The following is a 25,148-nucleotide window of genomic DNA, read 5'->3' as shown; positions in this document are numbered from 1 at the left end:
TAGCTTTTTAACTTTACAGGATAGCTTATGATTATTTGAAGTTCTGCGGCTTTGATATAGCTTCTGTGCTATCTCAGCATTATAGTCACTATTTATACTAGTGCGATTAAGTTCCTTTTTTATAGCTCTTTCACTATAGCCAATTTTATTGGCTATTTGAGATGTTTGGTATCCTAATTTAAGTAATTCTTCTATACAATATCTATTTGAAAGAGTTAAGTGCTTTGGCATTTTTTAGTTCCTTATCGTTTATTTTAGTTTCGTCAAAACCTAATAAACTATATTTGGAACTCTCTTTCAACTATTTAAAACTTTCAGAATACAATCTAGCTTTTAAAAGATAGTGTTATATTAGGTCAATTTACTAATCCTGCTAATCCAGAAGCACATAGGAACTCAACAGCCTTAGAAATCTGGCAATATACTGATGGTAGGGTAGATATTCTGGTTGCAGGTGTAGGTACGGGTGGTACTATTACAGGTGTTGCTGAAGTTCTCAAGCACAAGAAATCTAGTTTTAAGGCGGTAGCAGTAGAACCTGTGTCTAGTCCTGTTTTATCTGGTGGTAAATCTGGTCCACATAAAATTCAAGGGATAGGTGCTGGATTTATACCTGAGATTCTAAATACATCTATAATCGATGATATTGTTACAGTCAGTGATGAGGATGCTTTGGTGTATGCTCGTTTAGTGGCGCGTGAAGAAGGTGTGCCGGCTGGTATTTCATCCGGTGCAGCGTTGAAGGCTGCATTTGAAATAGCACAACGTGCGGAGAATGAGAACAAATTTATAGTAGTTATCTTTGCATCTAGTGCGGAGAGGTACTTATCGACAGCTTTATTTACGGAAGATTAGATAAAGATTTTTTCATATACGCTAAACGTGAAGTCAAACTGATTTTTATCATCTTTATTATATTCTCTAAAGCCAATTCTTTTGAATTGTGACTTATCCCATTGAGGAAAGAAGACATCAAGATCAGCCATTTCTGTATTTACTTCGGTTACGTATAGCCTGTCAGCATGTCCCAGAAACTCTTTGTAAATTTGTGCACCACCAATTATAAAAATCTCATAATGCGGTTTTGATTGCGCGAAGTTTAGAATCTCTTGAACACTGTTGATTATTAAACACTTATCCTGCTTATAATCTTTATCTCTAGTTAGGATAATATTTTTACGGTTAGGGAGGGGGCGACCAATTGATTTAAAGGTTTTTCTACCCATTACGATATAGTTATTCTCAGTTATCTTTTTGAAGTTTTTTAGATCCTCAGAAAGCTTCCATGCTAGAGTATTTTCTTTACCTATACCAAGATTTTTATCATAAGCAACAATTAATGAAATCATTTTTGATCTCTATTTTTAATTTAATTTGGGACATTTTAGCATTTTAAATAAATATAAAATATCTTTTGTAATTTATAAATTAAGTGTGATAAAATTTTACGGCTTGTATTATATATGAGCTAATGTTTAATTAATAAATCATGTATCTTCAAAGTTAGAAGTTGTGTCAAAGGGTGTCTGTTAGGGATATTTGGCATAACTAAGATACTAGATATAACCCAAATAAGGAAAATCAAAATGTCTTTAATGAAAGAAATGTTATCTGCTGGTGTTCACTTCGGACACAAAAAAGCTTTCTGGAACCCTCAAATGAAAGAATACATCTTTGGTATTAACCATGGTGTACATATTATAAACCTTGAGAAAACAGTTCCTCTTTTTCAGGATGCAGTTAACTTTGTTGGTAAAACTGTAGCTAATGGTGGTAAAGTTCTTTTTGTTGGTACAAAAAGACAAGCGCAAGATATCATAGAAGCAGAAGCTAAAAGATGTGGTATGCCATTTGTAAGCCATAGATGGTTAGGTGGTATGCTTACTAACTACAAAACTGTTAGACAATCTATCAAAAGACTTGCTCAGTTAGAGAAGATGAAAGAAGATAGTACTTTAGATTCATTAACTAAGAAAGAAATGCTTCAAAATATCAGAACTATCGAGAAGTTAGAAAAAGTTCTTGGTGGAATCAAAGAGATGGGTGGCTTACCTGATGCTATCGTTGTTATCGACAGCAACAAAGAGCATATTGCTATTCAAGAAGCTCAAAAATTAGGTATCAAAGTTGTATCTATCGTAGATACTAACTCAAACCCAGAAGGTATTGATTACATCATCCCTGGTAATGATGATGCTGTTAAATCAATATCTTTCTATATGAAGAAATTTGCAGATGCTGTTATTGATGCTCAAGGTTTAGACAGAGCGGTGGAAGCAAAAGCTGAAGAAACTACAGAAGCATAAGAAACAAACAAGGATAAAACAATGTCAAATATTTCTGCTAAATTAGTAAAGGAACTTAGAGAAAGAACTGGTGCTGGGATGATGGAGTGTAAAAAAGCTCTTGTTGCAGCTGCTGGTGATATTGAAAAAGCTGCTGAAGAAATGAGAATTTCTGGACAAGCAAAGGCTGACAAAAAAGCTTCACGTGTTGCAGCTGAAGGAGTTATCGAAGTTTATGCTGCTGATGGTAGAGCTGTTTTACTTGAAATCAACTCGGAGACAGACTTTGTTGCTAGAGATGAGACTTTCAAGAAGTTTGCTCAAGAAGCTGTAAAAGCAGCTCACGCAGCAAAAGCAGAGACTATCGAAGAAGTTTTAGCTGCTAAAACTTCAACTGGTGAAACTGTTGAAGAAGCACGTAAATCACTAATTGCTAAAATCGGTGAGAACATTCAAGTTCGTAGAGTTAAGACTGTAGCGGCTAATACTTTAGGTGCTTATATTCATGGTGGTAAGATAGGTGTTGTTGCTGCTCTAGAGGGTGGCGATGAGGAGCTTGCTAAAGATGTTGCAATGCACGTGGCAGCTGTTAATCCTATGGTTGTATCTGGTGATGAAGTTCCTGCTGATGTAGTGGCAAAAGAGAAAGAAATTTTCACGGCTCAAGCAAAAGAAAGTGGTAAGCCTGCTGAAATTATCGAGAAAATGATTGTTGGTAGAATTCGTAAGTTCTTAGATGAAGTTGCTCTTTTAGGTCAAGATTTCGTCAAAGATCCTAGCATCAAAGTTGAAAAGCTTGTTAAAGACAAGGGAGCTAAAGTAGTTAGCTTTATCCGTCTAGATGTTGGTGAAGGTATCGAGAAGAAAGAAGAAGATTTCGCAGCAGAGGTGATGAGCCAAATCAAAGGTTAATATATGTCTAATGATTCGTTAGAATGTTCTCAAAATGCTCCTAAGCTTAAGAGAGTTCTTCTTAAGTTAAGTGGAGAGTCTTTATCAGCAGATCAAGGTTTCGGTATAAATGTTGAGTCTGCTGCTCCTATCATAAATCAAATCAAAACTCTCGTTAACTCAGGTGTTGAGCTAGCGATAGTCGTTGGTGGTGGTAATATCCTTCGTGGTGGCAGAGCTAACTTTGGTGATAAAATTAGAAGAGCTACTGCAGATTCTATGGGTATGATTGCTACTATGATTAATGCTTTGGCTCTTCGTGATATGCTTATTAGCGAAGGTGTCGAAGCTGAGGCTTTTTCGGCAAAAGGTATTGATGGTTTGTTAAGAGTTGCTAGTGCGCATGAATTTAATCAAGAGCTTTTAAAAGGTAAGGTCTTGATATTTGCAGGTGGTACTGGTAATCCATTTGTTACAACTGATACTACAGCTAGCCTTAGAGCGGTGGAGATTGGTGCAGATGCCTTGTTAAAGGCTACAACTGTAGATGGTGTGTATGATAAAGATCCAAATAAATATCCAGATGCTAAGCGCTTTGATAAAGTTACTTTTTCAGAGGTGGTTAGTAAAGAGTTGAGTGTGATGGACTTGGGAGCATTTACCCAGTGTAGAGACTTTGGTATTCCAATATATGTGTTTGATTTGACTCAGCCGAATGCTTTGGTTGATGCTGTTGTTGATTCAAAGCATGGTACTTGGGTTACTTTAGACTAACTAATTTTTTTAAAAGGAATAGTTTTTATGATAAACGATATTCTAAAAGATGCTGAAAATAGAATGAGTAAAACATTAGAGGTTTTGGCTGATGATTTAGCTAAAATTAGAACTGGAAGAGCTCATCCTGATATTTTAGCTCATGTAACTATAGATTATTATGGTTCTGCTACGCCAATTACTCAAGTAGCTAATGTCACTGTTCTTGATGCTAGAACGCTAGGTATTACTCCTTGGGAGAAGGGTCTTGCAGGTAAGATTGAGAAAGCTATAATAATTTCTGACTTAGGTCTTAATCCAACTAACTTAGGTGATAGCTTGAGAGTTCCTATGCCAGCACTTAATGAAGAGCGTAGAAAAGAGCTCGTTAAACTTGTTAAATCTGAGACTGAGAGTGGTAGAGTTTCTATCAGAAATATACGCCGTGATGCTAATGGCGATATCAAAGAACTTCTCAAAGAGAAAGAGATAACAGAAGATGAAGCTAAAAGAGCAGAGGATAATATTCAAAAAATTACTGATAAGATGATTGCACAGGCAGATGCTCTTGCTGTTAAAAAAGAACAAGATTTAATGGTGGTCTAATTATTAGATTTCTTAATAAAACTTGTATTTCTCTTTATTCTTTCTTATTATTTATCTAGTTTAAACTTTATATTTTACTCATTATGAGCTTGGCTAACGAAAATGCCCTTAAGCATGTTGCTATAATTATGGATGGTAATGGGCGCTGGGCCAAGAGTAGATTGAAGCCAAGGATATTTGGTCATAGGAATTCTATATCTAGTGTAGATGCTGCTATAGAGTATTGTGTTGAGCGTAATATTCAGATGTTAACTCTCTTTGCATTTGGTAGAGATAATTGGCTTAGACCAGCTAAAGAAGTTTCTGATCTAATGGATCTTTTTTATAAAACACTCAAAGATAAAACTCCAAAATTACATAGTAATAACATTGTCCTTAAAGTTATTGGAGATAGGTCTAGATTATCAGATAAGCTTATACAAATGATTGATTATAGCGAGTCTGTTACTAAATATAATACGGGACTTCAGCTTAGGCTAGCAGTTGACTATGGTGGGCGATGGGATATTATTAGTGCTGTGAAATCTATCATTGATGATATTGGCAATGGTAAGATAGCGCTGGATAATATATCGGAGGATAATTTCGGAAGTTATACGGTCGCTGGTCAAATGCTGGTTGACTTACTTATTAGGACTAGTGGTGAGATTAGATTAAGTGATTTTATGTTATGGCAGTTGTCTTATGCTGAGATGTATTTTACTGATCTTATGTGGCCTGAGTTTACAAAGTCAGAGTTTCAGAAAGCAGAAGAGTATTTTTACTCGCGCCAGAGAAGGTTTGGTAAGAGTGGTGAACAACTTGAAATGAGGAATATATGAAAGAGAGGATAATAACTGGTTTATTGTTGGTAGTTTTTGTTTTTGCAGGACTTGTGTATGCAAATGACTATCTTTTTGGTGTTGGTGTTTTTTTGGTTGCGATGCTTTCGGCATATGAATGGCTTAAGTTTACAAAGATTAGTCAACAAGAAACAATAAATTATCTTGTGATATTCATGATAGTGTTGTTTGTTGTGTCAGAGTTCTTTGTTTACATTCAGTATATTTTCCCAGTATTTTGGCTGTATGCGATTTATAGACTTAGTGGATATGAGCGCCAAAAGTTTGATACATTATCTGTTAATGAAATGTTGATACTCGGCTTATTTGCAATCTCACCATTTGCAGCATCATTGTATGTACTTCATAGTAATTCTGTTGCGTGGATATTCATGTTTATATTGGTTGTTGCAGGTGCTGATAGTGGAGCTTATTTTACAGGTAAAGCAATGGGTAAGCGTAAGATGCTTCTGCGATTGAGTCCAAATAAAACTATCGAAGGTTTGTTGGGTGGGATGGCTTGTGCGTTAATTATCGCTATAGTATTTTTGCTATTTATGAATTTAAGTATTTTTGAGTACTTATTAATGGTTATTATTTCAGCTTTAATAGCAGTTTTATCTGTTGTTGGAGATGTTTTTGAAAGTATGATGAAGCGTATCGCTGGAGTTAAAGATAGTGGCAATATCTTACCAGGTCATGGTGGAGTACTTGATAGGTTGGATGGTTATATGCCTGCATTACCTATTTTTGTGACACTTGGTTATTTGGCTGGTGTGTTTGTTGTATAGGCGGGGGATTTGTTTTGAATATAGAGTTGAAGCTGTTGAATAAAAAAATTATTAAAGAAGTACCTGAGTATGGTACGGAAGGCTCGGCAGCGGTTGATTTAAGGGCTTGTTTATCTGAAGCAGAGTTCTTGAGTCCTGGTGAGTGTAAGTTGATAGGTACTGGAATTGCTATCAATATAGCAAATCCAAATTATGCGGCAATGATTCTGCCAAGATCTGGTTTGGGTCATAAAAAAGGCTTGGTACTAGGCAATGGTACTGGTCTTATTGACTCTGATTATCAAGGAGAATTAATGGTGTCTTGCTTTAATCGTTCTCAAGAAGTTATCGAAATTGAGCCTATGATGAGATTTGCGCAGCTTGTGGTTGTTCCAGTGGTTCAAGCAAAGTTCGATATTGTAGAGGAGTTCTCTCAGCTGACTATTAGATTTGCTGGGGGATTTGGACATACTGGGGTTTAATATATGTTTTTCAATATCCCTAATATTTTAACTTTTGGTCGCTTGGCGTTAATTCCTTTTATAGTTATATGTTATTATTTTGAGTTTCCACACCATCATGGTATTACGGCTACATTATTTTTATTAGGCGCAGCTACTGACTGGTTGGATGGCTATTTGGCACGCAAATGGGAGCAGACAAGCAAGTTAGGAGCATTTTTAGATCCTGTTGCTGATAAGTTGATTGTTGCTACTGCTCTTTGTTTGTTTATTGAAATGTACCCATATTGGTGGGCTACTATTCCGGCGATTGTGATGATTTGCAGAGAAATTGTTGTTTCTGCATTGCGAGAGTGGATGGCTGAGCTTGGGCAGCGTAGTGTTGTCAAGGTTGGTGTATGGGGTAAGATCAAGACTACGGCTCAGATGGCTGCACTTTTTATATTCTTAATTAAGCCTGCAATAGATTTTAGACATTCATTAGACTATGCTAGTTTTAATACATGGTTTATTCTTTTGGGGTTTTTGATGCTCTATGTGGCTGTAATGCTTACTGTTTATTCTATGTGTAATTATCTTTATGTTGCTTTTAAATCTGTTTTTGGCAATTCTCATAAATAATACTTTTTCTTTTCTTTTTTTTGCTTTTTTGTTATTATGTCTGTCTAATGCTATTTTTGCATAGGTCCTTCCTCTGCTTGGCATTTGAAATTATTTAAATCAAAAAACTGATAAAAAACGGAGAATAATAATTAATGGCAACTATAAATCAGTTGGTGAACAGTCCTCGCAAGAGATCGGTTGTTAAGTCTAAGGTTCCTGCGTTAAAGGCGTGTCCTCAAAGAAGAGGTGTATGTACAAGGGTATATACTACTACTCCTAAGAAGCCTAACTCAGCACTTAGAAAAGTAGCTCGTGTAAGATTAACGAGTGGATTTGAGGTTACAAGCTACATTGGTGGTGAAGGTCATAACCTACAAGAGCACAGTGTTGTGCTTATCAGAGGTGGTAGGGTTAAAGATTTGCCAGGTGTGCGTTACCACATTGTTAGGGGTGCTTTAGATACTTCAGGTGTTAATAATCGTAAGCACGGTCGTTCAAAGTATGGTACTAAGCGTCCTAAGTCTTAATTTGTGTTTAAAGTTTAACATTTGAAGAAGGTGTAAAAATGTCTAGAAGAAATAGAGCTCCTAAAAGAGATATTCTACCTGATCCTAAGTTTAAGAGTCAGGTTGTTGCTAAGTTTGTGAACCATATTATGCTAGATGGTAAAAAGTCTATTGCAGAGAAGATTGTATATGGTGCGTTTGATAAGGTTAAAGCTAAAGATGCTTCTGCTAATGAAGTTGAAGTTTTTGAGAAGGCTTTAGATAGTGTTAGTCCTATGGTAGAAGTTAAATCTCGTCGTGTTGGTGGTGCTACATATCAGGTTCCTGTAGAAGTTAGGCCTGAGCGTCGTCAGACTTTAGGTATGAGATGGATTATAGATGCTGCGCGTAAGAGAAAAGAAAGTACTATGGGCGATAGAGTTGCTGCAGAGATTCTAGAAGCTATAGCGGGTAGAGGCGCTGCTGTCAGGAAGAGAGAAGATACTCATAAGATGGCTGAAGCTAACAAAGCATTTGCTCACTTTAGATGGTAATAGGAGATTAGAAAATGCCTCGTAAAACAGCTTTAGAAAAATATAGAAATATTGGTATCTGTGCTCACGTTGATGCTGGTAAAACAACAACTACGGAGCGTATCCTTTTCTATACGGGTTTATCTCACAAAATTGGTGAGGTTCATGACGGTGCTGCTACTATGGACTGGATGGAGCAAGAGCAAGAAAGGGGTATTACAATTACTTCTGCCGCTACAACAACTTTCTGGTCAGGTATGGATCAACAGTTTCCAGAGCATCGTATAAATATTATTGATACTCCGGGTCACGTTGACTTCACTATTGAGGTTGAGCGTTCACTTCGTGTGTTGGATGGTGCAGTGGTTGTGTTCTGTGGTTCATCAGGTGTTGAGCCTCAGTCAGAAACTGTATGGCGTCAAGCTAACAAATATGGTGTTCCAAGAATTGTATTTGTAAATAAAATGGATAGATCGGGCGCTGACTTTGAAAGGGTTTGTGGTCAAATCAGAACTCGTTTGAAGGCTGATGTTGTCCCTGTGCAGTTGAATATTGGTGCAGAAGAAGACTTTAAGGGTGTTGTAGATCTTATTAGAATGAAAGCGATCATGTGGAATGAAGCAGACCAAGGTCTTACTTATGATCTTGTTGATATTCCAGCTGAGCTTCAAGATAGAGCAGAAGAGCTTCGCATGGAGATGATGGAAGCTGCAGCTGAAGCTTCTGAGGAGCTTATGGATAAGTATCTTGAAGAAGGTGAGCTTTCTAATGAAGAGATCAGGCAGGGTCTTCGTGCTAGAGTGTTGGCAAATGAGATTGTTCTAGCATTTTGTGGTTCTGCGTTTAAGAACAAGGGTGTTCAAGCAGTTCTAGATGGTGTGGTTGAGTATTTGCCTGCGCCTAATCAGGTTGAAGCAATCAAATGTGAAACTGAAGATGGTGAGCCAGCTTCAAGAGCATCATCTGATGACGAGCCTTTTGCTGCTTTAGCATTTAAACTTGCTACAGACCCGTTTGTGGGTAACTTAACATTTATTCGTGTGTACTCTGGTGTGCTTAAGTCTGGTGATGCTGTATATAACCTTGTTAAAGGTAAGAAAGAGCGTGTAGGTCGTATCGTACAGATGCATGCAAATAAGCGTGAAGAGATCAAAGAAGTAAGAGCGGGTGATATTGCGGCTTGTATTGGCCTTAAAGATGTAACTACTGGTGATACTCTTTGTGATCTTGATAAGCCTGTAATTCTTGAGAGAATGGACTTCCCGGAGCCAGTAATTTCTGTTGCTGTTGAGCCTAAGACAAAAGCAGACCAAGAAAAAATGTCTATAGCTCTAGGCAAGTTGGCTGCAGAGGATCCATCTTTCAGAGTTAAGACTGATGAAGAGTCAGGTCAAACAATTATTTCTGGTATGGGTGAGCTTCATTTGGATATTATTGTTGATCGTATGAGACGTGAGTTTAAGGTCGAGGCTAATGTGGGTAATCCGCAAGTTGCTTATAGGGAGACTATTCGTGGAACTGTTGAGCAAAATAGTAAGTTTGTTCGTCAGTCAGGCGGTCGTGGTCAGTATGGCCATGTTGTGGTTAAGTTTGAGCCTTTAGAGATCTCTACTAACGATGCTGGTGAAGAAAAGATATTTGAGTTCGTTGACGAGATTGTTGGTGGTGTGATTCCTAAGGAGTTCATTGGTCCTGTTGCTAAAGGTATAGAAGAGCAAATGACTAATGGTGTATTAGCTGGATATCCTATGATTGGCGTTAAGGCTACTCTATTTGATGGTTCATACCATGATGTTGACTCATCTGAGATGGCATTTAAGATTGCTGGTTCTATGGCTCTTAAAGAAGGTGCTAAGAAAGCTAATGCTTGTATACTTGAGCCAATCATGAAGGTTGAGGTTGTAACTCCTGAAGATTATCTTGGTGATGTTATGGGTGACCTCAACAGAAGAAGAGGTATCATTGAGGGTATGGATGAGAATCCAAGTGGTAGAGTGGTTAGTGCTCTAGTTCCTCTTGCTGAAATGTTTGGTTATGCTACTAAAGTTCGTTCTATGAGCCAAGGTAGAGCATCTTTCTCGATGGAATTTAAGAAGTATGCAGAAGTGCCAAATAATATTGCAGATGAAATCATAAAATCACGTAACTCATAATTAAAAAGGATAAATTTAAAATGGCTATAAATAATCAGCGTATTAGAATTAGATTGAAAGCCTTTGATCATAAGCTTATCGATATTTCTACTCAAGAAATTGTTGATACAGCTAAGAAAACAGGGGCGCAAGTTAAAGGACCAATCCCTTTACCAGTTCGTAAAGAGAAATTTACAATTCTTATTTCTCCACACGTAAACAAAAAAGCAAGAGATCAATATGAAATCAGAACTCACAAGAGATTGATTGATATTGTAGAGCCTACGGATAAAACTGTAGATGCTCTAATGAAGCTAGATTTAGCATCAGGTGTTGATGTTCAGATCAGTTTAAGTTAATATATACGTTACTTTTTTGAAAATCTTTCAAAAACGGTATCAATTAGGTCTTCACGGTCAATCGTAATCGTGGAGTTAATATAATAATAATAGAGGATATAATAATGTCTTTAGGATTGGTTGGTCGCAAATGTGGTATGACTCGTATATTTACTGAAGATGGTGTTTCTATTCCTGTAACAGTTGTTCAGGTTGAGTCAAATAAAGTAACTCAAATAAAGACTGCTGAAACAGATGGTTATAATGCTATTCAAGTAACTACTGGTTTTAAGAAGCGTTCTAATGTAAACAAGCCTGTGGCGGGTCACTATGCAAAAGCTAGTGTTGAGCCTGGTAGAGGTTTGTGGGAGTTTGCTATTGATAATGCTTCTGATTATGAAGTAGGTGCATCTATCGATGCTACTATTTTTGAAGCGGGTCAGAAGGTTGATGTCAGAGGTGTATCTAAGGGTAAAGGTTTCCAAGGTGGTGTTAAGCGTCACAACTTTGCAACTCAAGATGCTACTCATGGTAACTCTCTTTCTCATAGGGTTCATGGTTCTACGGGTCAAAACCAGACTCCAGGTAGAGTGTTTAAGAACAAGAAGATGGCTGGTCATTTAGGTAGCGAGAATGTTACTATTCAGTCACTTGAAGTTGTGAGAGTAGACGCGGAAAATGGTTTATTGCTTCTAAAAGGCGGTATTCCAGGTTCAGTTGGTGGAGATGTTATTGTTACTCCAGCTGTTAAAAGTTAGTAGATAAGTATTAATTATACTGGAGAGTTGTTGTGGACTTAAATATAAAATCTTTAGCTGGTGCAGAGGCTGGTGTAGTAGGTGTTGCAGACGGAGTTTTTGCAGCAGACTATAATGAATCTCTGATTCATCAGGTTGTTGTTGCTTATATGGCAGGCGCTCGTCAAGGTACTAAGGCTCAAAAAACTAGATTAGAAGTGTCTGGTGGTGGAGCTAAGCCTTGGAGACAAAAAGGTACGGGTAGAGCAAGAGCGGGTACTATCCGTTCGCCTATCTTCAGAAAGGGTGGTGTTACATTTGCAGCTAAGCCTAAAAGCTATAAGCAAAAAGTAAATCGTAAAATGTACTCAGGTGCAGTTAAATCTATATTATCTGAGCTTGTAAGATCAGATAGAATGACTGTGGTTGAATCATTGAAATTAGAAACTCCTAAAACAACAGAATTCAAATCAATAGTTGATTCTTTAGGTGTTAAAGATGTTCTTTTTGTTGTTGGTGTAGAAGAGTTTAATGAAAATTTATACTTATCTTCTAGAAACCTTAAGAATGTAGCAGTATGTGATTCTGTGGAAATTAATCCAGTTTCTTTGGTTTGTTTTGAAAATGTAGTTTTCACTAAGCAAGCTATCAAGGAAATAGAGGAGAAGCTAGTATGAATTCTCAAGAAAAATTATTAAAAACAGTTGTTAGACCTCACGTTTCTGATAAAACTTATGGTCTTTCAGGTGCTAATTCAACTATAGTATTCGAAGTAGCTAGAACTGCGACTAAGCAGGATGTGAAAAGTGCTGTAGAGAAGCTTTTTGAGGTAAAAGTTGAGTCTGTGAATATCCTTAACATTAAGGGTAAGGCGCGTAGATTTGGTCGTGTTGAGGGTAGAACAAAAGCATGGAAGAAAGCTTATGTAAAACTTGCTGAAGGACATGACATCAATTTTGTTGGTGCAGAGTAACTTAAAGAAGGTTTATAATCATGATTGAAATAAAAAAAGCTAAACCTACTTCACCTGGCCGTCGCCACGTAGTGAGCGTAAAGAATACAGAATTACATACAGGTAAGCCATTCAAAGGTTTGGTAGAGGTTAAGAAAAGTAAAGCTGGTAGAAATAATACTGGTAGAATTACAGTTCGTCATCAAGGTGGCGGACATAAGCAGCATTATCGTATTGTTGACTTTAAGAGAAACAAGGATGATATCGTAGCTAAGGTTGAGAGAATCGAGTACGATCCTAACCGTAGTGCAAATATCGCATTAGTATTGTATGCTGATGGTGAGAGAAGATATATTATTGCTCCTAAAGGTCTAAAGAAGGATGTGTCTGTTGTTTCAGGTGAAAAAGTAGATGTTGCAGTTGGTAACTGTATGCCTTTGAGAAATATTCCTCTAGGTACTGTTATTCATAATATCGAAATGAAGCCTAAAAAAGGTGCGCAAATGATTAGAAGTGCTGGTACTTTTGCTCAGTTGGTTGGTAAGGATAATGCTTACGCAATTATTCGTCTAAGATCAGGTGAGATGAGAAGAGTGCTTTTAGATTGTAGGGCGGTTATTGGTGTTGTTTCTAATTCTGAGCACAACTTGAAGTCTTTAGGTAAAGCTGGTGCTAAGCGCTGGAGAGGTATAAGACCTACTGTTAGAGGTGTGGCTATGAACCCAGTGGATCACCCACATGGTGGTGGTGAGGGTCGTACATCTGGTGGTAGACATCCAGTTACACCATGGGGTATCCCAACTAAAGGTTATAAGACGCGTAAAAATAAGCGTTCTAATAAGTTGATTGTTCAAAAACGTAAGTAATTAGGGAGAAAGTTGTGCCTCGTTCATTAAAAAAAGGACCTTTTGTAGATCATCATCTTTTAAAGAAGGTTTTTGAAGCGCAAGAAAGTAATTCTAAAAAGCCAATCAAAACATGGTCAAGAAGATCATTGATTGTGCCAGATATGATAGGTTTAACTATAGCTGTACATAACGGTCAGCAGCATGTGCCTGTTCTTATGACTGAAGAAATGGTGGGTCATAAATTAGGTGAGTTTGCTGTTACTCGTAACTACCGTGGTCATGCAGCTGATAAAAAAGCTAAGAAGAAATAGTTGGGGTTAGGATACATGGAAGTACAAGCTAAATTAAAATTTGTAAGAATCTCAGCTCAAAAATGTAGATTGGTCGCTGATCAAATCAGGGGTTTACCTGTAGAAAAAGCTATTAATCTTTTGACTTTTAGCAATAAGAAAGCGGCAGTGTTATTTAAAGAGGTTTTAAATTCAGCAATCGCTAACGCAGAACATAATGATGGTATGGATGTTGATTCTTTATTTGTTTCAACTGTATTTGTTGACGAAGGTCCTACTATGAAGCGTTTTGAAGCTAGAGCAAAAGGTCGTGGTAATCGTATTTTAAAGAGAACTTCACATATTACTGTGAAAGTTGCTGAGAAAAATTAAGAGGTGTAGTAAAAATGGGTCAAAAAGTAAATCCTAATGGAATTCGATTAGGCATAGTAAAAGAGCATAATTCAACTTGGTATGCTGACTCTTCTGACTACGCTACTAAGCTTAATGAAGATATCGAGGTTAGAGAGTTTTTGCGTAAAAAGCTTGCAGCAGCTGCAGTTAGTAAAATCCAGATTGAGAGACCTGCTCAAAATGCTAAGATTACAATTCATACAGCAAGACCTGGTATTGTAATTGGTAAGAAAGGTGAGGATGTTGAGAAGTTGCGTGCTGATGTTAATAAGTTGATGGGTGTACCTGTTCAAATTAATATCGAAGAAGTGCGTAAGCCAGAAATCGATGCTAAGTTAGTGGCAGATAGCGTAGCTCAGCAGCTAGAAAAAAGAGTAATGTTCAGAAGAGCTATGAAAAAAGCTATGCAGGCTGCTATGAAATCTGGTGCTAAAGGTATCAAGATAATGGTAAGCGGCCGTTTAGGTGGTGCTGAGATTGCTCGTTCTGAGTGGGCTAGAGATGGTAGAGTTCCGCTACAAACTTTTAGAGCAGATGTGGATTATGCAACATCAAAAGCTTTAACTACTTATGGTATTGTAGGTGTTAAAGTTTGGATCTATAAGGGTGAAGTTCTTCCTGGTCAAATGAATCAGAAAAATAATAAAAAAGGAGCTAAATAATGCTACAGCCTAAGCGTACAAAGTTTCGTAAACAGCAGAAGTTGCGTAATAGAGGCTTGGCTCACAGAGGTAACAAGGTAAGCTTTGGTGAGTTTGGTCTACAAGCGACATCTAGAGGTAGAATTACTGCTAGACAAATTGAGGCAGGAAGAAGAGCGATCAGCCGTCATATCAAGCGCGGTGGTAAAGTTTGGATTAGGATCTTCCCTGATAAGCCGATTACTCAAAAGCCTCTTGAAGTTCGTATGGGTAAGGGTAAGGGTTCAGTTGAATATTGGGTTGCTCAAATTCAGCCGGGTCGTGTACTATATGAAATTACTGGTGTAAAAGAAGAACTAGCGCGTGAAGCTTTTGCTAGAGCGGCAGCTAAAATGCCAGTGCAGACAACTTTTGTTGAAAAGCAGGTGATGTAATGAAAAGAAATGATACTTTAAAAGATTTTAGAGATAAAAGTATTGACCAATTGCAAGAAGCGAAAATGGAGTTATTGCAACAGTTATTTTCTCTTCGTATGCAGAAGGGTACAGGGCAATTAAAGAAAAATCACTTGTTCAAAAGTGCTAAAAGAGATATTGCTCGTATAAATACAATAATATCAGAAAAGAATAAATAGGTGCCTTGAAGATGAGCGATAAAATTAGATTGTTAGAAGGTAAAGTTTCTAGCGTGGCTATGGATAAAACTGTAGTTGTAAAAGCTGAAAGATATGTTAAGCACCCTTTATATGGTAAGTTTGTTAAAAAAACAACAAAATACTATGTTCATGATGAAAATAATGAATGTAAAGAAGGTGATGTTATCAAATTCAAAGAAACTAGACCATATTCAAAAACTAAGAAATGGTGTCTAGTTGATATTATTAATAGAGAAAAATAATAAATTTGATTTTATTATAGTTTATTGGTATATTTATCGGACTGCAAAATACACAGCAGTCCTGTATAATAATAATTAAGGGTTATTTGTATGATTCAAATGCAAACAGAACTTCAAGTTGCTGATAATAGTGGCGCTAAGAGAGTTGAATGTATTAAAGTTTTGGGTGGTTCACACCGTAGATATGCATCTGTAGGAGATGTTATAAAAGTTACTGTGAAAGAAGCTGCTCCAAGAGGTAAAGCTAAAAAAGGATCTGTATATAATGCTGTTGTTGTAAGAACTGCTAAAGGTGTGCGTAGAAAAGATGGTTCTAAAGTCAGATTTGATGATAATGCAGCTGTGCTTCTAAACAATAATGGTCAACCTATAGGAACTCGTATCTTTGGTCCTGTTACTAGAGAATTACGTATGGAAAAGTTCATGAAGATCGTATCTTTAGCACCAGAAGTACTATAGTCATATTTATTGAGGTGTAGATAATGAATAGATTAAAAAAAGGTGATGATGTAATAGTTATCGCTGGTAAAGATAAGAGTCGTAGAGGCGTTGTTAAGTCATTCGCTAAGAGCGGTTCTTTGGTTTTGGTGGAAGGTATTAATATTGTTAAAAAACATGTTAAGCCTAACCCTAATAGAGGTGTAGAAGGTGGGGTTGTTGAAAAAGAACTTCCTGTTGACGCTTCTAACGTTGCTATCTTTAACCCTGCTACTGAGAAAGCAGATAGAGTGGGTTATAAGTTTGTTGATGAGAAAAAGGTTCGCTACTTTAAATCTAATGGCGAACTTATAGACTTATAGGACTAAGTTTTTATGGCAAGATTAAAAGATTATTATCAAAAAGAGCTTGTAGCTAAGTTAAAGTCTGAGCTAAATCTAGATAATATAATGGAAGTACCTTCTATTAAGAAAATTACTCTTAATATGGGTGTTGGTGATGCTGCGAAAGACAAAAAAATAATGACTTTTGCGTTAAATGATTTGACAGCTATTGCTGGTCAAAAACCAGTTGTTACTATGTCTAAGAAATCGATTGCTGGTTTCAAAATTCGTGACGGATGGCCGATAGGCGCTAAAGTTACTTTACGTGGTGAGCGTATGTACGAATTTTTAGATAGACTTATAACAATTGCTATTCCTAGAATTAGAGATTTTAGGGGTTTAAGTGCTAAATCTTTTGATGGAAGAGGCAATTATAGTCTAGGCATGAAAGAGCAAATCTCTTTTCCTGAAATTGATTATGACAAAATTGACTCTATCAGAGGTTTAGATATTTCGATAACTACTACAGCTAAAAATGATGATCAAGGAAGAGCTTTGCTTAAAGCATTTGGTTTTCCTTTTAAGTCTTAATTTAAATTGGGGTTTTAAATGGCAAAAAAATCAATGATTCAGAGAGAATTAAAGAGAGAAAAATTAGTAGCTAAATATGCTCAAAAAAGAGCTGAGCTTAAAGCTATTATTCTTGATGTAAATTCTACTGAAGAACAAGTATGGGAAGCTCAAATTAAACTGCAAAAGTTACCGGTAAACTCTTCAGCTTCTAGAGTTCAAAGAAGATGTAAGGTTACCGGTAGACCACATGCTGTATACAGAAAGTTTGGCTTATGCCGTAATAAGCTTAGAGAGTATGCAATGGCAGGTGATGTTCCTGGTTTGAAAAAAGCTAGTTGGTAATAAGGAATTTAAGTTATGAGTATGCAAGATCCAATCGCGGATATGTTTACAAGAATTAGAAATGGTCTTTCTGCTGAGAAAGAGGTTATTTCTGTACCATTTTCTAAGATGAAAATGAAAATCGCGAACTTTTTAGTTAACGAAGGTTATATTAAGGGTTGTACAAAAGGTACAACTGCTGCTGGTCATCCTTCAATTGAAATTGAGCTTAAGTATCATGCTGGCGCTCCTGTGATTGAAATGATAAAAAGAGTTTCTAGACCAAGTTTGAGAATTTATAAGTCTCATGAAGAACTACCAAAAGTATATGGTGGTTTTGGTGTTGCTATCATTTCTACGTCTAAAGGTTTAGTTAGTGATAGAAAAGCAAGAGATCTTGGTGTTGGTGGTGAAATTATCGGCTACGTAGCTTAAGTTAGCAAGGAGATTTGATATGTCAAGAATAGGTAAAAAACCTGTTGCTATCCCAAGTGGCGTTACGATAAATGTTACTGCTGGTAATCAGGTTGAAGTTAAGAGCACTAAAGCGACTTTAAATAAGACTTTTTCTACAGATGTAACTTTTAGTATTGAAGATGGAGTAGCAACTGTATCACCTAAGAATAATAGTAAGAATGCTATTGCTCAGTCTGGTACTGCAAGAGCTATACTTAACAATATGGTTGAGGGTGTAAGCAAGGGATTTGAAAGAAAGCTTAAGATTATAGGGGTTGGTTACCGTGCTAAAGCTCAAGGTAATGAACTTAATCTTACGCTAGGATTCTCACACCCAGTTGTTTATAAGTTACCTCAGGGTATAACAGCTGAAACTCCAGCTCCTACAGAAATTATTCTAAAAGGTGCTGATAAAGAGGTTTTAGGTAAAGTAGCTTCTGAAATTAGAGAATATAGAAAACCTGAGCCATATAAAGGTAAAGGTGTTCGTTATGAAGATGAATACGTAGCGAAAAAAGAAGCTAAGAAGAAGTAGTTAGGTAAGGGATAGTATAATTATGGATAAAAAAACTGCTCGTTTAAGTCGTAGTAAGCGTACTAGAATTAAACTAAAAGAGCTTGGTCATACTAGACTGTGTGTTTATAGAACGCCTAGACATGTGTATGCTCAGGTAATATCTGGTGATGGTTCTACTGTATTAGCTGCTGCATCTACTGTGGAGAAAGATGTAAAAGCGAAGTGTAAATATACTGGGAATGTTAACTCTGCTGCAATTGTTGGTGAAATTATCGCTAATAGATGTAAAGAGAAGGGTATTTCTCAGGTTGCTTTTGATAGATCTGGATATAAGTATCATGGACGTGTTAAAGCTTTAGCAGAAGCTGCTAGAGAGCATGGTCTTCAGTTTTAATAAATAAAATATGGATGATTATTCATTATGTCTAATGAAGTGAAAAAAAACGAAGAACTGATTGAAAAGTTAGTTAGTGTTAAAAGACACTCTAAGACAGTTAAAGGTGGTAGAATTATGAGCTTTGCCACATTGACTGTTGTAGGTGATGGTAAAGGTAGAATTGGTGTGGGTAGAGGTAAGTCGAGAGAAGTACCTGCTGCTATCCAAAAGGCTATGGAAAACGCTAAAAAGAACATGGTATCAGTTAACTTAAATAATGATACGTTATGGTACCCTGTAATGTCTAACCATGGTGCTTCAAAAGTATTTATGCAGCCAGCTTCTGCTGGTACTGGTATTATTGCTGGTGGTGCTATGCGTTCAGTTTTTGAAGCTGTTGGTGTACACAACGTTTTAGCAAAAACATACGGCTCAACTAATCCAGCTAATGTTGTAAGAGCAACAATTGCAGGTTTGGCAAAAATTAAATCACCAGAAGAGATCGCTGATAAAAGAGGTCTATCTGTTGAAGAAATTCAGGGGTAATTAGAAATGACTCAAACTAAAACATTTAAAGTTACTTTAGTAAAAAGCCTAATTGGTCGTAAAGAAAACCATATAGCATCAGCTAGAGGTTTAGGCCTAAGAAAAATAAACCACACTGTTGAAGTATTAGATACTCCAGAGAATCGTGGTATGGCAAACAAAATATATTATATGGTTAAGATAGAGGGGTAGTATAAAATGAAATTAAATACAATTGCTCCTGCTGCTGGCTCTAAAAGCGCTCCTAAAAGACTAGGTCGTGGTATTGGAAGTGGTTTAGGTAAAACTTCTGGTAAAGGTCATAAAGGTCAAAAAGCTCGTTCAGGTGGCTATCATAAAGTAGGTTTTGAAGGCGGTCAGATGCCTATACAAAGAAGATTGCCAAAATTTGGTTTTACTTCTGCGTCTAAAAGATTTGTTGCTGAAATCAGGTTGCATGAATTAAATAATGTAGCTCTTGAAGAAGTAACATTAGATAGTTTAAAAGATTCTGGTCTTATAAGAAAAGATATCAAATCAGTAAAAATAATAGCTAGTGGAGAAATCCAAAAAGCTGTTAGCCTTAAAGGTATAGCTTGCACTAAAGGTGCTAAAGAAGCTATTGAAAAAGCTGGTGGTAAGGTAGAGTAAGATTTAAGATATGTCAAAGTATAATAGTGCTTCTGGTACAACAGGTGAATTGAAATCAAGACTAATTTTTGTAGTTATTGCTATATTAGTATTTAGATTGGGTGTATATATTCCTATACCTAATATTGATCCTACTAAATTAGTTGAGATTATATCAAATCAACACTCATCAACAAGTGGCTTGATGAGTATGTTTAATATGTTCTCTGGTGGCGCTCTTACTCAAATGAGTATTTTTGCTTTGGGTGTGATGCCTTATATTTCGGCATCTATTATTTTTCAGATGCTTTCTGCTGTATATCCTAAGTTTATAGAGCTGAAAAAAGAAGGCGAATCTGGTCAAAAGAAAATAACTCAATATACAAGATACTTAACTCTTGCTTTGGCTATAGTACAATCATTTGGTATTGTTGCGTTTGTATTGCATCAAGATGGTTTGGTTACTACAAACAATATGGGATTATTTTATTTAACTACTATTGTTTCAGTAACTACAGGTAGTATGTTTTTGATGTGGTTAGGTGAGCAAATTACAGAAAGAGGTGTAGGTAATGGAATATCGCTACTAATCTTCTCTGGTATTGTTGCGAACTTACCATTTGAGATCTCTAATACGCTATCACAGGCCAACCAACATGTAATATCTTACTTATCTGTTTGGGTTCTATTGATACTTCTTTTGCTAGTAATTGCTTTTGTGGTATTTATGGAAAGTGCTCAAAGAAAAATTACAGTAAACTATGCTAAGAGACAGCAGGGCAGAAAAATGTTTGCTGCTCAAACTAGTCATTTGCCATTGAAACTAAACATGGCAGGTGTGATCCCTGCAATTTTTGCATCATCTATACTTATGGTGCCTGGTGTATTGCTTGGTTGGTTGTCTAACTATAATTCACTTGGTTGGTTTGCTGATGTTGCAGAACTATTACAGCCTGGTAGTATTGTATATACTGTAGTATTCGCTGCGACAATTATTTTCTTTTGTTTCTTCTATACTTCATTGGTTTTTAATCCAAAAGAAACAGCAGATAATCTTAAAAAATCTGGTGCTTACATTTCTGGTGTGAGACCTGGTGAGCAAACAGTCAAGTATATTGATGCAGTTATGACTAGACTAACTTTGGTTGGTTCACTGTACATCACAGCAATATGTTTATTGCCAATTTTTGTGGTTAAGTTCTTTGCTCAAGGACTATCATTTACATTTGGCGGTACTTCTTTACTAATTGTAGTAGTTGTAATGATGGACTTTATGGCTCAGGTTAGATCTCATATGATGTCAACACAGTATGATTCTTTACTAAAGAAAGCAAATCTTAGTGGTAAGAGAAAATAGAGAAATATTTTTGGAGAAATATAATGAAAGTTAGAGCTTCAGTTAAAAAAATGTGTAGAAACTGTAAAGTTATCAAACGTAATAGAGTTGTTCGTGTGATATGTACAGACCCTAGACATAAGCAAAGACAAGGTTAATCAATCAAGCAAATTAAATAAAGCTTGATTATTTGTTTTTAAAAAGCTATCCTAGCAAGTTACAAAATGCAACAGATAGCAACTAAATTAAGAATAATTATTAGGAGTGAAGTAGATGGCTCGTATAGCTGGTGTTAATATTCCTGTTCATAAACATACAGTGATAGGATTAACTTCAATTTATGGAATAGGTAAAACAAGAGCGCAACAAATTTGCCAATCTTGCAAAGTAGATCCAACTGTTAAGATTAAAGATCTATCTGAAGAACAGATTGAAACTTTAAGAACAGAAGTTGCTAAGTTTACGGTAGAAGGTGATTTACGCCGTGAAGTTTCTATGGACATAAAAAGACTTATGGACTTAGGTTGCTTCAGAGGTAGAAGACATCGTCGTAGCCTTCCTGTAAGAGGACAAAGAACGAAGACTAATGCACGTACTCGTAAGGGTCCAAGAAAGCCAATAAAGGCGTAATACAATTATAACTATAAAGATTAAAGGGTAGATTATATGGCTAAGTCTGTTAGATCATCAAAGAAAAAAGTAAAAAGAGTAGTGACTGATGCAGTTGCTCATATTTACTCATCTTTTAATAACACTATAGTAACTATTACTGATAGACAAGGTAATGCTTTATCTTGGGCTACTTCTGGTGGTAGTGGCTTTAGAGGTTCAAGAAAAAGTACACCTTTCGCTGCTCAGGTAGCTGCTGAAAGAGCTGCTGATATGGCTCTTGAGTATGGTGTAAAAAACGTAGATGTTTTAGTAAAAGGGCCGGGTTCAGGTAGAGATTCTGCTGTTAGAGCTTTAAATGCTAAAAACTTAAAAGTAACAAGCATAACAGATGTGACTCCATTACCTCATAATGGTTGTCGTCCTCCTAAGAAACGTCGTGTTTAATATTTTAAAGGGAAATTAATAATGGCTAGATATCTAGGACCAAAATGTAAACTTTCTAGAAGAGAAGGTACAGACTTATTTTTAAAAAGTGGCGTAAAAGCTAACGACGAAAAATGTAAAATGAATACTGCACCAGGTCAACATGGAGCAAGAAGAGCGCGCCTATCTGACTATGGTTTGCAGTTAAGAGAAAAGCAAAAAGTTCGTCGTATGTACGGTGTTTTAGAAGGTCAATTCAAAAAATACTATGTTGAAGCTAATAGAAGAAAAGGTAACACTGGTGCTACTTTGTTAGAAATATTAGAATCAAGATTAGACAATGTTGTTTATAGAATGGGCTTTGCTGCTACACGTGCTGAAGCTAGACAGCTTGTTGTGCATAAAGGTATTTTAGTTAATGGACATACTTGTAATGTTCCTTCAGCTCAAGTTAAAGCTGGTGATGTAGTTGCTGTTAGAGAAAAAGCTAAAAAGCAGTTAAGAATTCAAAATGCTGTTGAGCTTGCTAAGCATAGAAAAGAACTTTCTTGGATTGATGTTAATACTGATTCTTTAGAAGGTACTATGAAGTCTTTACCAGACAGATCAGAATTATCTGCAGACATAAATGAACAGTTAATCATCGAGCTTTACTCTAAGTAATATTTTATTATTTTTTTAAAGACTCTTATATAGCCTTATTTCAAGGAGATTTTTTTAGTGAGTAATAATAATTCAAATCAGGAATTTGTACCTAGTATACAGCTTAAAGAAGAGTTAGGGACTTTTGGATATAAAATTCAAGTTTCTCCTGTAGAAAAAGGTATGGCTCATATCCTTGGTAACTCTATTAGAAGATTTTTATTATCTTCATTGTCAGGTGCTTCTATTATTAAAGTCAATATTAGTGGTATTCTACATGAATACTCGACTTTAGAAGATGTTAAAGAAGACGTTGTTGAGATTGTTTCTAATCTGAAGAAGGTTGCAATAAAACTTGATAAAAATGTATCAAAAGTAGAATTAGAGCTATCAGTAACTAAATCTGGTGTTGTGACTGCTGGCGATTTCAAAACTACTCAAGGTATTGAAATAATTAACAAGGATCAACCTATTGCTACTCTAACTAATGAAAGAGAATTCAGCTTAGTAGCTACCGTCAGTGTAGGTAGAAATGTTGGAATCCTTTCAGCATTACCAACCGAACTTGAAAAAGTTGGAGATATAGCGGTTGATGCTGATTTTAATCCGATAAAAAGAGTTGCTTTTGAAATCTTTGATAATGGTGCTAGTGAGACTCTAGAAGTATTTGTGAAAACAAATGGTACTATTGAGCCACTAGCAGCTGTTACAAAAGCTCTTGAGTATTTCTGTGAGCAGATATCGGTATTTGTATCTCTTAGAGTGCCTAGCAATGGTAAAACTGGAGATGCTTTATTAGATTCTAATATTGATCCTATATTGCTTAAACCAATTGATGACCTAGAGTTAACTGTTAGATCATCTAATTGTTTGAGAGCAGAAAATATCAAGTATTTAGGTGACTTAGTACAGTATTCAGAATCACAGCTTATGAAGATACCTAATTTAGGTAAAAAATCTCTAAATGAGATCAAGCAAATATTAATAGATAACAACTTATCTCTAGGTGTTCAAATTGACAATTTTAGAGAACTAGTTGAAGGAAAATAAACATATATAGTAATCATATAATATTAACTATAAAGGAGTAATTACTATGAGACATCGTAAAAAAGGTAGTAAATTCGGCAGAACTAGTAGTCATAGAAAAGCTATGTTTAAGAACATGTCAGCATCTTTGATTAATCATGAGCTTATTAAAACTACTTTACCAAAAGCTAAAGAGTTAAGAACTATAGTTGAGCCTCTAGTAACATTAGCTAAAAGAGAACATAAATTAAGAAATGAATTAGATGTTAATTCTAATGAGTTTAAAGCACAATCAGTTGCTCTTAGAAGACAAGCTTTCGACTTCTTAAGAAATAAAGCTGCTGTAACTAAGCTTTTTGAAGAGTTTGGTGCTCGTTATGCTGAAAGAGCTGGTGGTTATACTAGAATTCTTAAGTGTGGTTATAGATTCGGTGATAAAGCTCCTATGGTTTTCATTGAATTGGTTGATAGACCTCAAGTTGAAGAATCAGCTGACGAAGAATAATAATCCCTTTTCTATATTTATCTTGTAACAAATATTTCTATTTTAAATTTAACCTATGCTTCTAAATTTTGCTAAACTCTTAATAAAAGAGTTATGAAAAATTATCATATGTTACAAAAAATTTATCAGAGTATAATAATTGTTCTTGTTATTATAAATTCTTTTACTTTAATTGCTCAGATCGATTATGGTGATATTGATTATCTAAATTATATTAATATAACTTTCTCAGCTATATTTTCTATTGAGTATATTGTTAGATTAATTATTGCTCGTAGAAAACTAGTTTTTATTTTCGGCTTTTATAATGTTATTGATTTTATAGCTATATTTTTACCATTAATATTATCATTGTTTGGTATTAATTCTCATGAGTTAATAGTTTTGAGGTTACTAAGAGTATTCAAAATTTTCCAGAATACAGCAATTATGAATAGATTAAAAGCTAGATTGTATTCTCAATGTTTATAGAGATACCAAAATGTACTTCATTAGGTGTCAAGTAATTTAAACATTTCTTAGGTCTATTATTCAAGTCTATCTGTAACTTTCTAATGTATTGATGAGATATATTGTTAAAGTTAGTACCTTTAGGTATAAATTGTCTGATATACCTATTCATGTTTTCATTAGTACCTCTTTGCCAAGGACTGTATGGATCAGCAAAGAATACTTTGATGCCAGTCTTGCTAGTTAGCTTCTTATGTTTAGCAAACTCTTTACCATTATCAAATGTAGCTGTTAATATTTTATGACCATTAGATACTTTGTACAATATTCTATTGATTGAATTAGCTGTTCTATCTATAGACTTGGCTAAAATAGTAAATCTGCTAGCTCTATCGACCATTGTTACAATAGCACTTTTATGGTCTTTACCAACAATAGTGTCACCTTCAAAGTGATAAAGATTTTTTCTATTAGCACTGCTAGGTCTTTCAGAAATACTCGCTCTATCCTTTATCTTAACTTGTTTAGAGTCACCTTCTTTTTTGTATTTATATTG

Annotated in this window: 44 protein-coding genes; 41 read left to right on the top strand and 3 right to left on the bottom strand. The window is 35.7% G+C overall.

Annotated elements, in window-relative coordinates; genetic code table 11:
• Positions 1 to 231: helix-turn-helix domain-containing protein (locus tag F8C69_RS02235; RefSeq protein ID WP_159183974.1), on the bottom strand; the 231-nt coding region annotated here is incomplete at its 3' end.
• A 117-nt stretch (positions 232 to 348) separates the two neighbouring features.
• Here F8C69_RS02235 and F8C69_RS02230 point away from each other — a divergent pair.
• Positions 349 to 855: a pyridoxal-phosphate dependent enzyme gene (locus F8C69_RS02230; RefSeq protein WP_290125325.1), complete on the top strand. Its 507-nt coding sequence runs from the start codon at positions 349 to 351 to the stop codon at positions 853 to 855.
• On the opposite strand, the gene F8C69_RS02225 is transcribed toward F8C69_RS02230, so the two are convergent.
• Positions 852 to 1,349 (bottom strand): dihydrofolate reductase, encoded by a 498-nt coding sequence (locus F8C69_RS02225; protein WP_159184024.1) that lies wholly within the window; start codon positions 1,347 to 1,349, stop codon positions 852 to 854. The genes F8C69_RS02230 and F8C69_RS02225 overlap by 4 nt on opposite strands.
• Before the next feature lie 237 nt (positions 1,350 to 1,586).
• Here F8C69_RS02225 and rpsB point away from each other — a divergent pair, with 237 nt between their 5' ends.
• The 40 genes from rpsB to F8C69_RS02025 all read left to right on the top strand — a co-directional run bounded on the left by rpsB (position 1,587) and on the right by F8C69_RS02025 (position 24,613).
• Entirely contained in the window at positions 1,587 to 2,306 is a 720-nt protein-coding gene (gene rpsB / locus F8C69_RS02220; RefSeq protein WP_159184023.1) for a 30S ribosomal protein S2, read from the top strand.
• A 21-nt stretch (positions 2,307 to 2,327) separates the two neighbouring features.
• On the top strand, positions 2,328 to 3,197 hold the full coding sequence (gene tsf, locus F8C69_RS02215; RefSeq protein WP_159184022.1) for a translation elongation factor Ts: 870 nt from the start codon (positions 2,328 to 2,330) through the stop codon (positions 3,195 to 3,197).
• A gap of 3 nt (positions 3,198 to 3,200) precedes the next feature.
• The gene (gene pyrH / locus F8C69_RS02210) at positions 3,201 to 3,950 is read left to right on the top strand and encodes a UMP kinase (RefSeq protein WP_159184021.1); all 750 of its coding nucleotides are present in this window, start codon (positions 3,201 to 3,203) and stop codon (positions 3,948 to 3,950) included.
• Positions 3,951 to 3,977: 27 nt separating this feature from the next.
• Positions 3,978 to 4,535, top strand: coding sequence for a ribosome recycling factor (gene frr / locus F8C69_RS02205; RefSeq protein WP_159184020.1), 558 nt, complete (start codon positions 3,978 to 3,980; stop codon positions 4,533 to 4,535).
• Positions 4,536 to 4,618: 83 nt separating this feature from the next.
• Entirely contained in the window at positions 4,619 to 5,356 is a 738-nt protein-coding gene (gene uppS / locus F8C69_RS02200) for a polyprenyl diphosphate synthase (protein ID WP_159184019.1), read from the top strand.
• Positions 5,353 to 6,147 (top strand): phosphatidate cytidylyltransferase, encoded by a 795-nt coding sequence (locus tag F8C69_RS02195; protein ID WP_159184018.1) that lies wholly within the window; start codon positions 5,353 to 5,355, stop codon positions 6,145 to 6,147. Before uppS ends, F8C69_RS02195 begins: the two co-directional genes overlap by 4 nt.
• A 14-nt stretch (positions 6,148 to 6,161) precedes the next feature.
• Positions 6,162 to 6,608 carry a dUTP diphosphatase gene (gene dut / locus F8C69_RS02190; protein ID WP_159184017.1) on the top strand — a complete coding sequence of 149 codons (447 nt, stop codon included), beginning with the start codon at positions 6,162 to 6,164 and terminating at the stop codon, positions 6,606 to 6,608.
• 3 nt (positions 6,609 to 6,611) lie between these two features.
• Positions 6,612 to 7,208 carry a CDP-diacylglycerol--glycerol-3-phosphate 3-phosphatidyltransferase gene (pgsA, locus tag F8C69_RS02185; RefSeq protein ID WP_159184016.1) on the top strand — a complete coding sequence of 199 codons (597 nt, stop codon included), beginning with the start codon at positions 6,612 to 6,614 and terminating at the stop codon, positions 7,206 to 7,208.
• A gap of 134 nt (positions 7,209 to 7,342) precedes the next feature.
• On the top strand, positions 7,343 to 7,717 hold the full coding sequence (rpsL, locus tag F8C69_RS02180; protein WP_004286621.1) for a 30S ribosomal protein S12: 375 nt from the start codon (positions 7,343 to 7,345) through the stop codon (positions 7,715 to 7,717).
• Between the two features lie 38 nt (positions 7,718 to 7,755).
• Positions 7,756 to 8,229 carry a 30S ribosomal protein S7 gene (gene rpsG / locus F8C69_RS02175; RefSeq protein ID WP_159184015.1) on the top strand — a complete coding sequence of 158 codons (474 nt, stop codon included), beginning with the start codon at positions 7,756 to 7,758 and terminating at the stop codon, positions 8,227 to 8,229.
• A 14-nt stretch (positions 8,230 to 8,243) separates the two neighbouring features.
• Positions 8,244 to 10,361, top strand: a complete 2,118-nt coding sequence (gene fusA / locus F8C69_RS02170; protein ID WP_159184014.1) for an elongation factor G — start codon at positions 8,244 to 8,246, stop codon at positions 10,359 to 10,361.
• Between the two features lie 20 nt (positions 10,362 to 10,381).
• Positions 10,382 to 10,699, top strand: coding sequence for a 30S ribosomal protein S10 (rpsJ, locus tag F8C69_RS02165; protein ID WP_004286618.1), 318 nt, complete (start codon positions 10,382 to 10,384; stop codon positions 10,697 to 10,699).
• Between the two features lie 104 nt (positions 10,700 to 10,803).
• Positions 10,804 to 11,436, top strand: a complete 633-nt coding sequence (gene rplC, locus F8C69_RS02160) for a 50S ribosomal protein L3 (protein ID WP_159184013.1) — start codon at positions 10,804 to 10,806, stop codon at positions 11,434 to 11,436.
• 32 nt (positions 11,437 to 11,468) lie between these two features.
• Entirely contained in the window at positions 11,469 to 12,092 is a 624-nt protein-coding gene (rplD, locus tag F8C69_RS02155) for a 50S ribosomal protein L4 (protein ID WP_159184012.1), read from the top strand.
• On the top strand, positions 12,089 to 12,388 hold the full coding sequence (gene rplW / locus F8C69_RS02150; RefSeq protein ID WP_159184011.1) for a 50S ribosomal protein L23: 300 nt from the start codon (positions 12,089 to 12,091) through the stop codon (positions 12,386 to 12,388). The genes rplD and rplW overlap by 4 nt, the downstream gene beginning before the upstream one ends.
• Before the next feature lie 20 nt (positions 12,389 to 12,408).
• Complete coding sequence (gene rplB, locus F8C69_RS02145; RefSeq protein WP_159184010.1) at positions 12,409 to 13,233, top strand: 50S ribosomal protein L2; 825 nt, start codon at positions 12,409 to 12,411, stop codon at positions 13,231 to 13,233.
• Positions 13,234 to 13,247: 14 nt separating this feature from the next.
• Positions 13,248 to 13,526 carry a 30S ribosomal protein S19 gene (gene rpsS, locus F8C69_RS02140; RefSeq protein WP_004286613.1) on the top strand — a complete coding sequence of 93 codons (279 nt, stop codon included), beginning with the start codon at positions 13,248 to 13,250 and terminating at the stop codon, positions 13,524 to 13,526.
• Positions 13,527 to 13,541: 15 nt separating this feature from the next.
• The gene (gene rplV / locus F8C69_RS02135) at positions 13,542 to 13,877 is read left to right on the top strand and encodes a 50S ribosomal protein L22 (RefSeq protein WP_159184009.1); all 336 of its coding nucleotides are present in this window, start codon (positions 13,542 to 13,544) and stop codon (positions 13,875 to 13,877) included.
• A gap of 14 nt (positions 13,878 to 13,891) precedes the next feature.
• On the top strand, positions 13,892 to 14,560 hold the full coding sequence (gene rpsC, locus F8C69_RS02130) for a 30S ribosomal protein S3 (protein WP_159184008.1): 669 nt from the start codon (positions 13,892 to 13,894) through the stop codon (positions 14,558 to 14,560).
• Complete coding sequence (rplP, locus tag F8C69_RS02125; RefSeq protein WP_014714335.1) at positions 14,560 to 14,973, top strand: 50S ribosomal protein L16; 414 nt, start codon at positions 14,560 to 14,562, stop codon at positions 14,971 to 14,973. Before rpsC ends, rplP begins: the two co-directional genes overlap by 1 nt.
• Complete coding sequence (rpmC, locus tag F8C69_RS02120; protein WP_159184007.1) at positions 14,973 to 15,173, top strand: 50S ribosomal protein L29; 201 nt, start codon at positions 14,973 to 14,975, stop codon at positions 15,171 to 15,173. Before rplP ends, rpmC begins: the two co-directional genes overlap by 1 nt.
• Before the next feature lie 11 nt (positions 15,174 to 15,184).
• On the top strand, positions 15,185 to 15,436 hold the full coding sequence (gene rpsQ / locus F8C69_RS02115; RefSeq protein ID WP_014714337.1) for a 30S ribosomal protein S17: 252 nt from the start codon (positions 15,185 to 15,187) through the stop codon (positions 15,434 to 15,436).
• Between the two features lie 90 nt (positions 15,437 to 15,526).
• Complete coding sequence (rplN, locus tag F8C69_RS02110) at positions 15,527 to 15,895, top strand: 50S ribosomal protein L14 (protein WP_159184006.1); 369 nt, start codon at positions 15,527 to 15,529, stop codon at positions 15,893 to 15,895.
• Positions 15,896 to 15,918: 23 nt separating this feature from the next.
• Positions 15,919 to 16,236, top strand: a complete 318-nt coding sequence (gene rplX / locus F8C69_RS02105; RefSeq protein ID WP_159184005.1) for a 50S ribosomal protein L24 — start codon at positions 15,919 to 15,921, stop codon at positions 16,234 to 16,236.
• A gap of 12 nt (positions 16,237 to 16,248) precedes the next feature.
• Entirely contained in the window at positions 16,249 to 16,788 is a 540-nt protein-coding gene (gene rplE, locus F8C69_RS02100; RefSeq protein WP_044525521.1) for a 50S ribosomal protein L5, read from the top strand.
• Between the two features lie 18 nt (positions 16,789 to 16,806).
• Positions 16,807 to 17,112, top strand: a complete 306-nt coding sequence (gene rpsN / locus F8C69_RS02095) for a 30S ribosomal protein S14 (RefSeq protein ID WP_044525522.1) — start codon at positions 16,807 to 16,809, stop codon at positions 17,110 to 17,112.
• A gap of 15 nt (positions 17,113 to 17,127) precedes the next feature.
• Entirely contained in the window at positions 17,128 to 17,526 is a 399-nt protein-coding gene (gene rpsH / locus F8C69_RS02090) for a 30S ribosomal protein S8 (protein ID WP_159184004.1), read from the top strand.
• A 19-nt stretch (positions 17,527 to 17,545) separates the two neighbouring features.
• On the top strand, positions 17,546 to 18,082 hold the full coding sequence (gene rplF / locus F8C69_RS02085; RefSeq protein ID WP_159184003.1) for a 50S ribosomal protein L6: 537 nt from the start codon (positions 17,546 to 17,548) through the stop codon (positions 18,080 to 18,082).
• 22 nt (positions 18,083 to 18,104) lie between these two features.
• Entirely contained in the window at positions 18,105 to 18,458 is a 354-nt protein-coding gene (rplR, locus tag F8C69_RS02080) for a 50S ribosomal protein L18 (RefSeq protein ID WP_044525525.1), read from the top strand.
• 27 nt (positions 18,459 to 18,485) lie between these two features.
• Complete coding sequence (gene rpsE / locus F8C69_RS02075) at positions 18,486 to 18,986, top strand: 30S ribosomal protein S5 (RefSeq protein WP_159184002.1); 501 nt, start codon at positions 18,486 to 18,488, stop codon at positions 18,984 to 18,986.
• A gap of 6 nt (positions 18,987 to 18,992) precedes the next feature.
• Positions 18,993 to 19,178 (top strand): 50S ribosomal protein L30, encoded by a 186-nt coding sequence (rpmD, locus tag F8C69_RS02070; RefSeq protein WP_003017811.1) that lies wholly within the window; start codon positions 18,993 to 18,995, stop codon positions 19,176 to 19,178.
• A 6-nt stretch (positions 19,179 to 19,184) separates the two neighbouring features.
• Entirely contained in the window at positions 19,185 to 19,616 is a 432-nt protein-coding gene (gene rplO, locus F8C69_RS02065) for a 50S ribosomal protein L15 (RefSeq protein ID WP_159184001.1), read from the top strand.
• A gap of 10 nt (positions 19,617 to 19,626) precedes the next feature.
• Positions 19,627 to 20,952, top strand: coding sequence for a preprotein translocase subunit SecY (gene secY / locus F8C69_RS02060; protein ID WP_159184000.1), 1,326 nt, complete (start codon positions 19,627 to 19,629; stop codon positions 20,950 to 20,952).
• A 23-nt stretch (positions 20,953 to 20,975) separates the two neighbouring features.
• A complete protein-coding gene (gene rpmJ, locus F8C69_RS02055; protein WP_003017816.1) occupies positions 20,976 to 21,089 on the top strand; it encodes a 50S ribosomal protein L36 in 114 nt (37 codons plus the stop codon).
• Positions 21,090 to 21,204: 115 nt separating this feature from the next.
• Positions 21,205 to 21,561 carry a 30S ribosomal protein S13 gene (gene rpsM, locus F8C69_RS02050; RefSeq protein ID WP_004286596.1) on the top strand — a complete coding sequence of 119 codons (357 nt, stop codon included), beginning with the start codon at positions 21,205 to 21,207 and terminating at the stop codon, positions 21,559 to 21,561.
• Between the two features lie 36 nt (positions 21,562 to 21,597).
• Positions 21,598 to 21,987, top strand: coding sequence for a 30S ribosomal protein S11 (rpsK, locus tag F8C69_RS02045; RefSeq protein ID WP_003021583.1), 390 nt, complete (start codon positions 21,598 to 21,600; stop codon positions 21,985 to 21,987).
• Positions 21,988 to 22,008: 21 nt separating this feature from the next.
• A complete protein-coding gene (rpsD, locus tag F8C69_RS02040; RefSeq protein WP_159183999.1) occupies positions 22,009 to 22,629 on the top strand; it encodes a 30S ribosomal protein S4 in 621 nt (206 codons plus the stop codon).
• A 57-nt stretch (positions 22,630 to 22,686) separates the two neighbouring features.
• Positions 22,687 to 23,658, top strand: a complete 972-nt coding sequence (locus tag F8C69_RS02035) for a DNA-directed RNA polymerase subunit alpha (RefSeq protein ID WP_159183998.1) — start codon at positions 22,687 to 22,689, stop codon at positions 23,656 to 23,658.
• A 46-nt stretch (positions 23,659 to 23,704) separates the two neighbouring features.
• Positions 23,705 to 24,142: a 50S ribosomal protein L17 gene (gene rplQ / locus F8C69_RS02030; RefSeq protein ID WP_159183997.1), complete on the top strand. Its 438-nt coding sequence runs from the start codon at positions 23,705 to 23,707 to the stop codon at positions 24,140 to 24,142.
• A gap of 93 nt (positions 24,143 to 24,235) precedes the next feature.
• Positions 24,236 to 24,613 carry an ion transporter gene (locus tag F8C69_RS02025; RefSeq protein ID WP_234384193.1) on the top strand — a complete coding sequence of 126 codons (378 nt, stop codon included), beginning with the start codon at positions 24,236 to 24,238 and terminating at the stop codon, positions 24,611 to 24,613.
• Here F8C69_RS02025 and F8C69_RS02020 read toward each other — a convergent pair.
• On the bottom strand, positions 24,588 to 25,148 hold a 561-nt coding region (locus tag F8C69_RS02020; protein WP_159183759.1), incomplete at its 5' end, for an IS30 family transposase. The genes F8C69_RS02025 and F8C69_RS02020 overlap by 26 nt on opposite strands.

Origin of the sequence: Francisella noatunensis subsp. noatunensis (assembly GCF_009823375.1) — a bacterium.
GTDB lineage: Bacteria > Pseudomonadota > Gammaproteobacteria > Francisellales > Francisellaceae > Francisella > Francisella noatunensis.
Note: the sequence above shows the minus strand (reverse complement) of the source record. Positions and strands in the feature narration are given on the sequence as shown.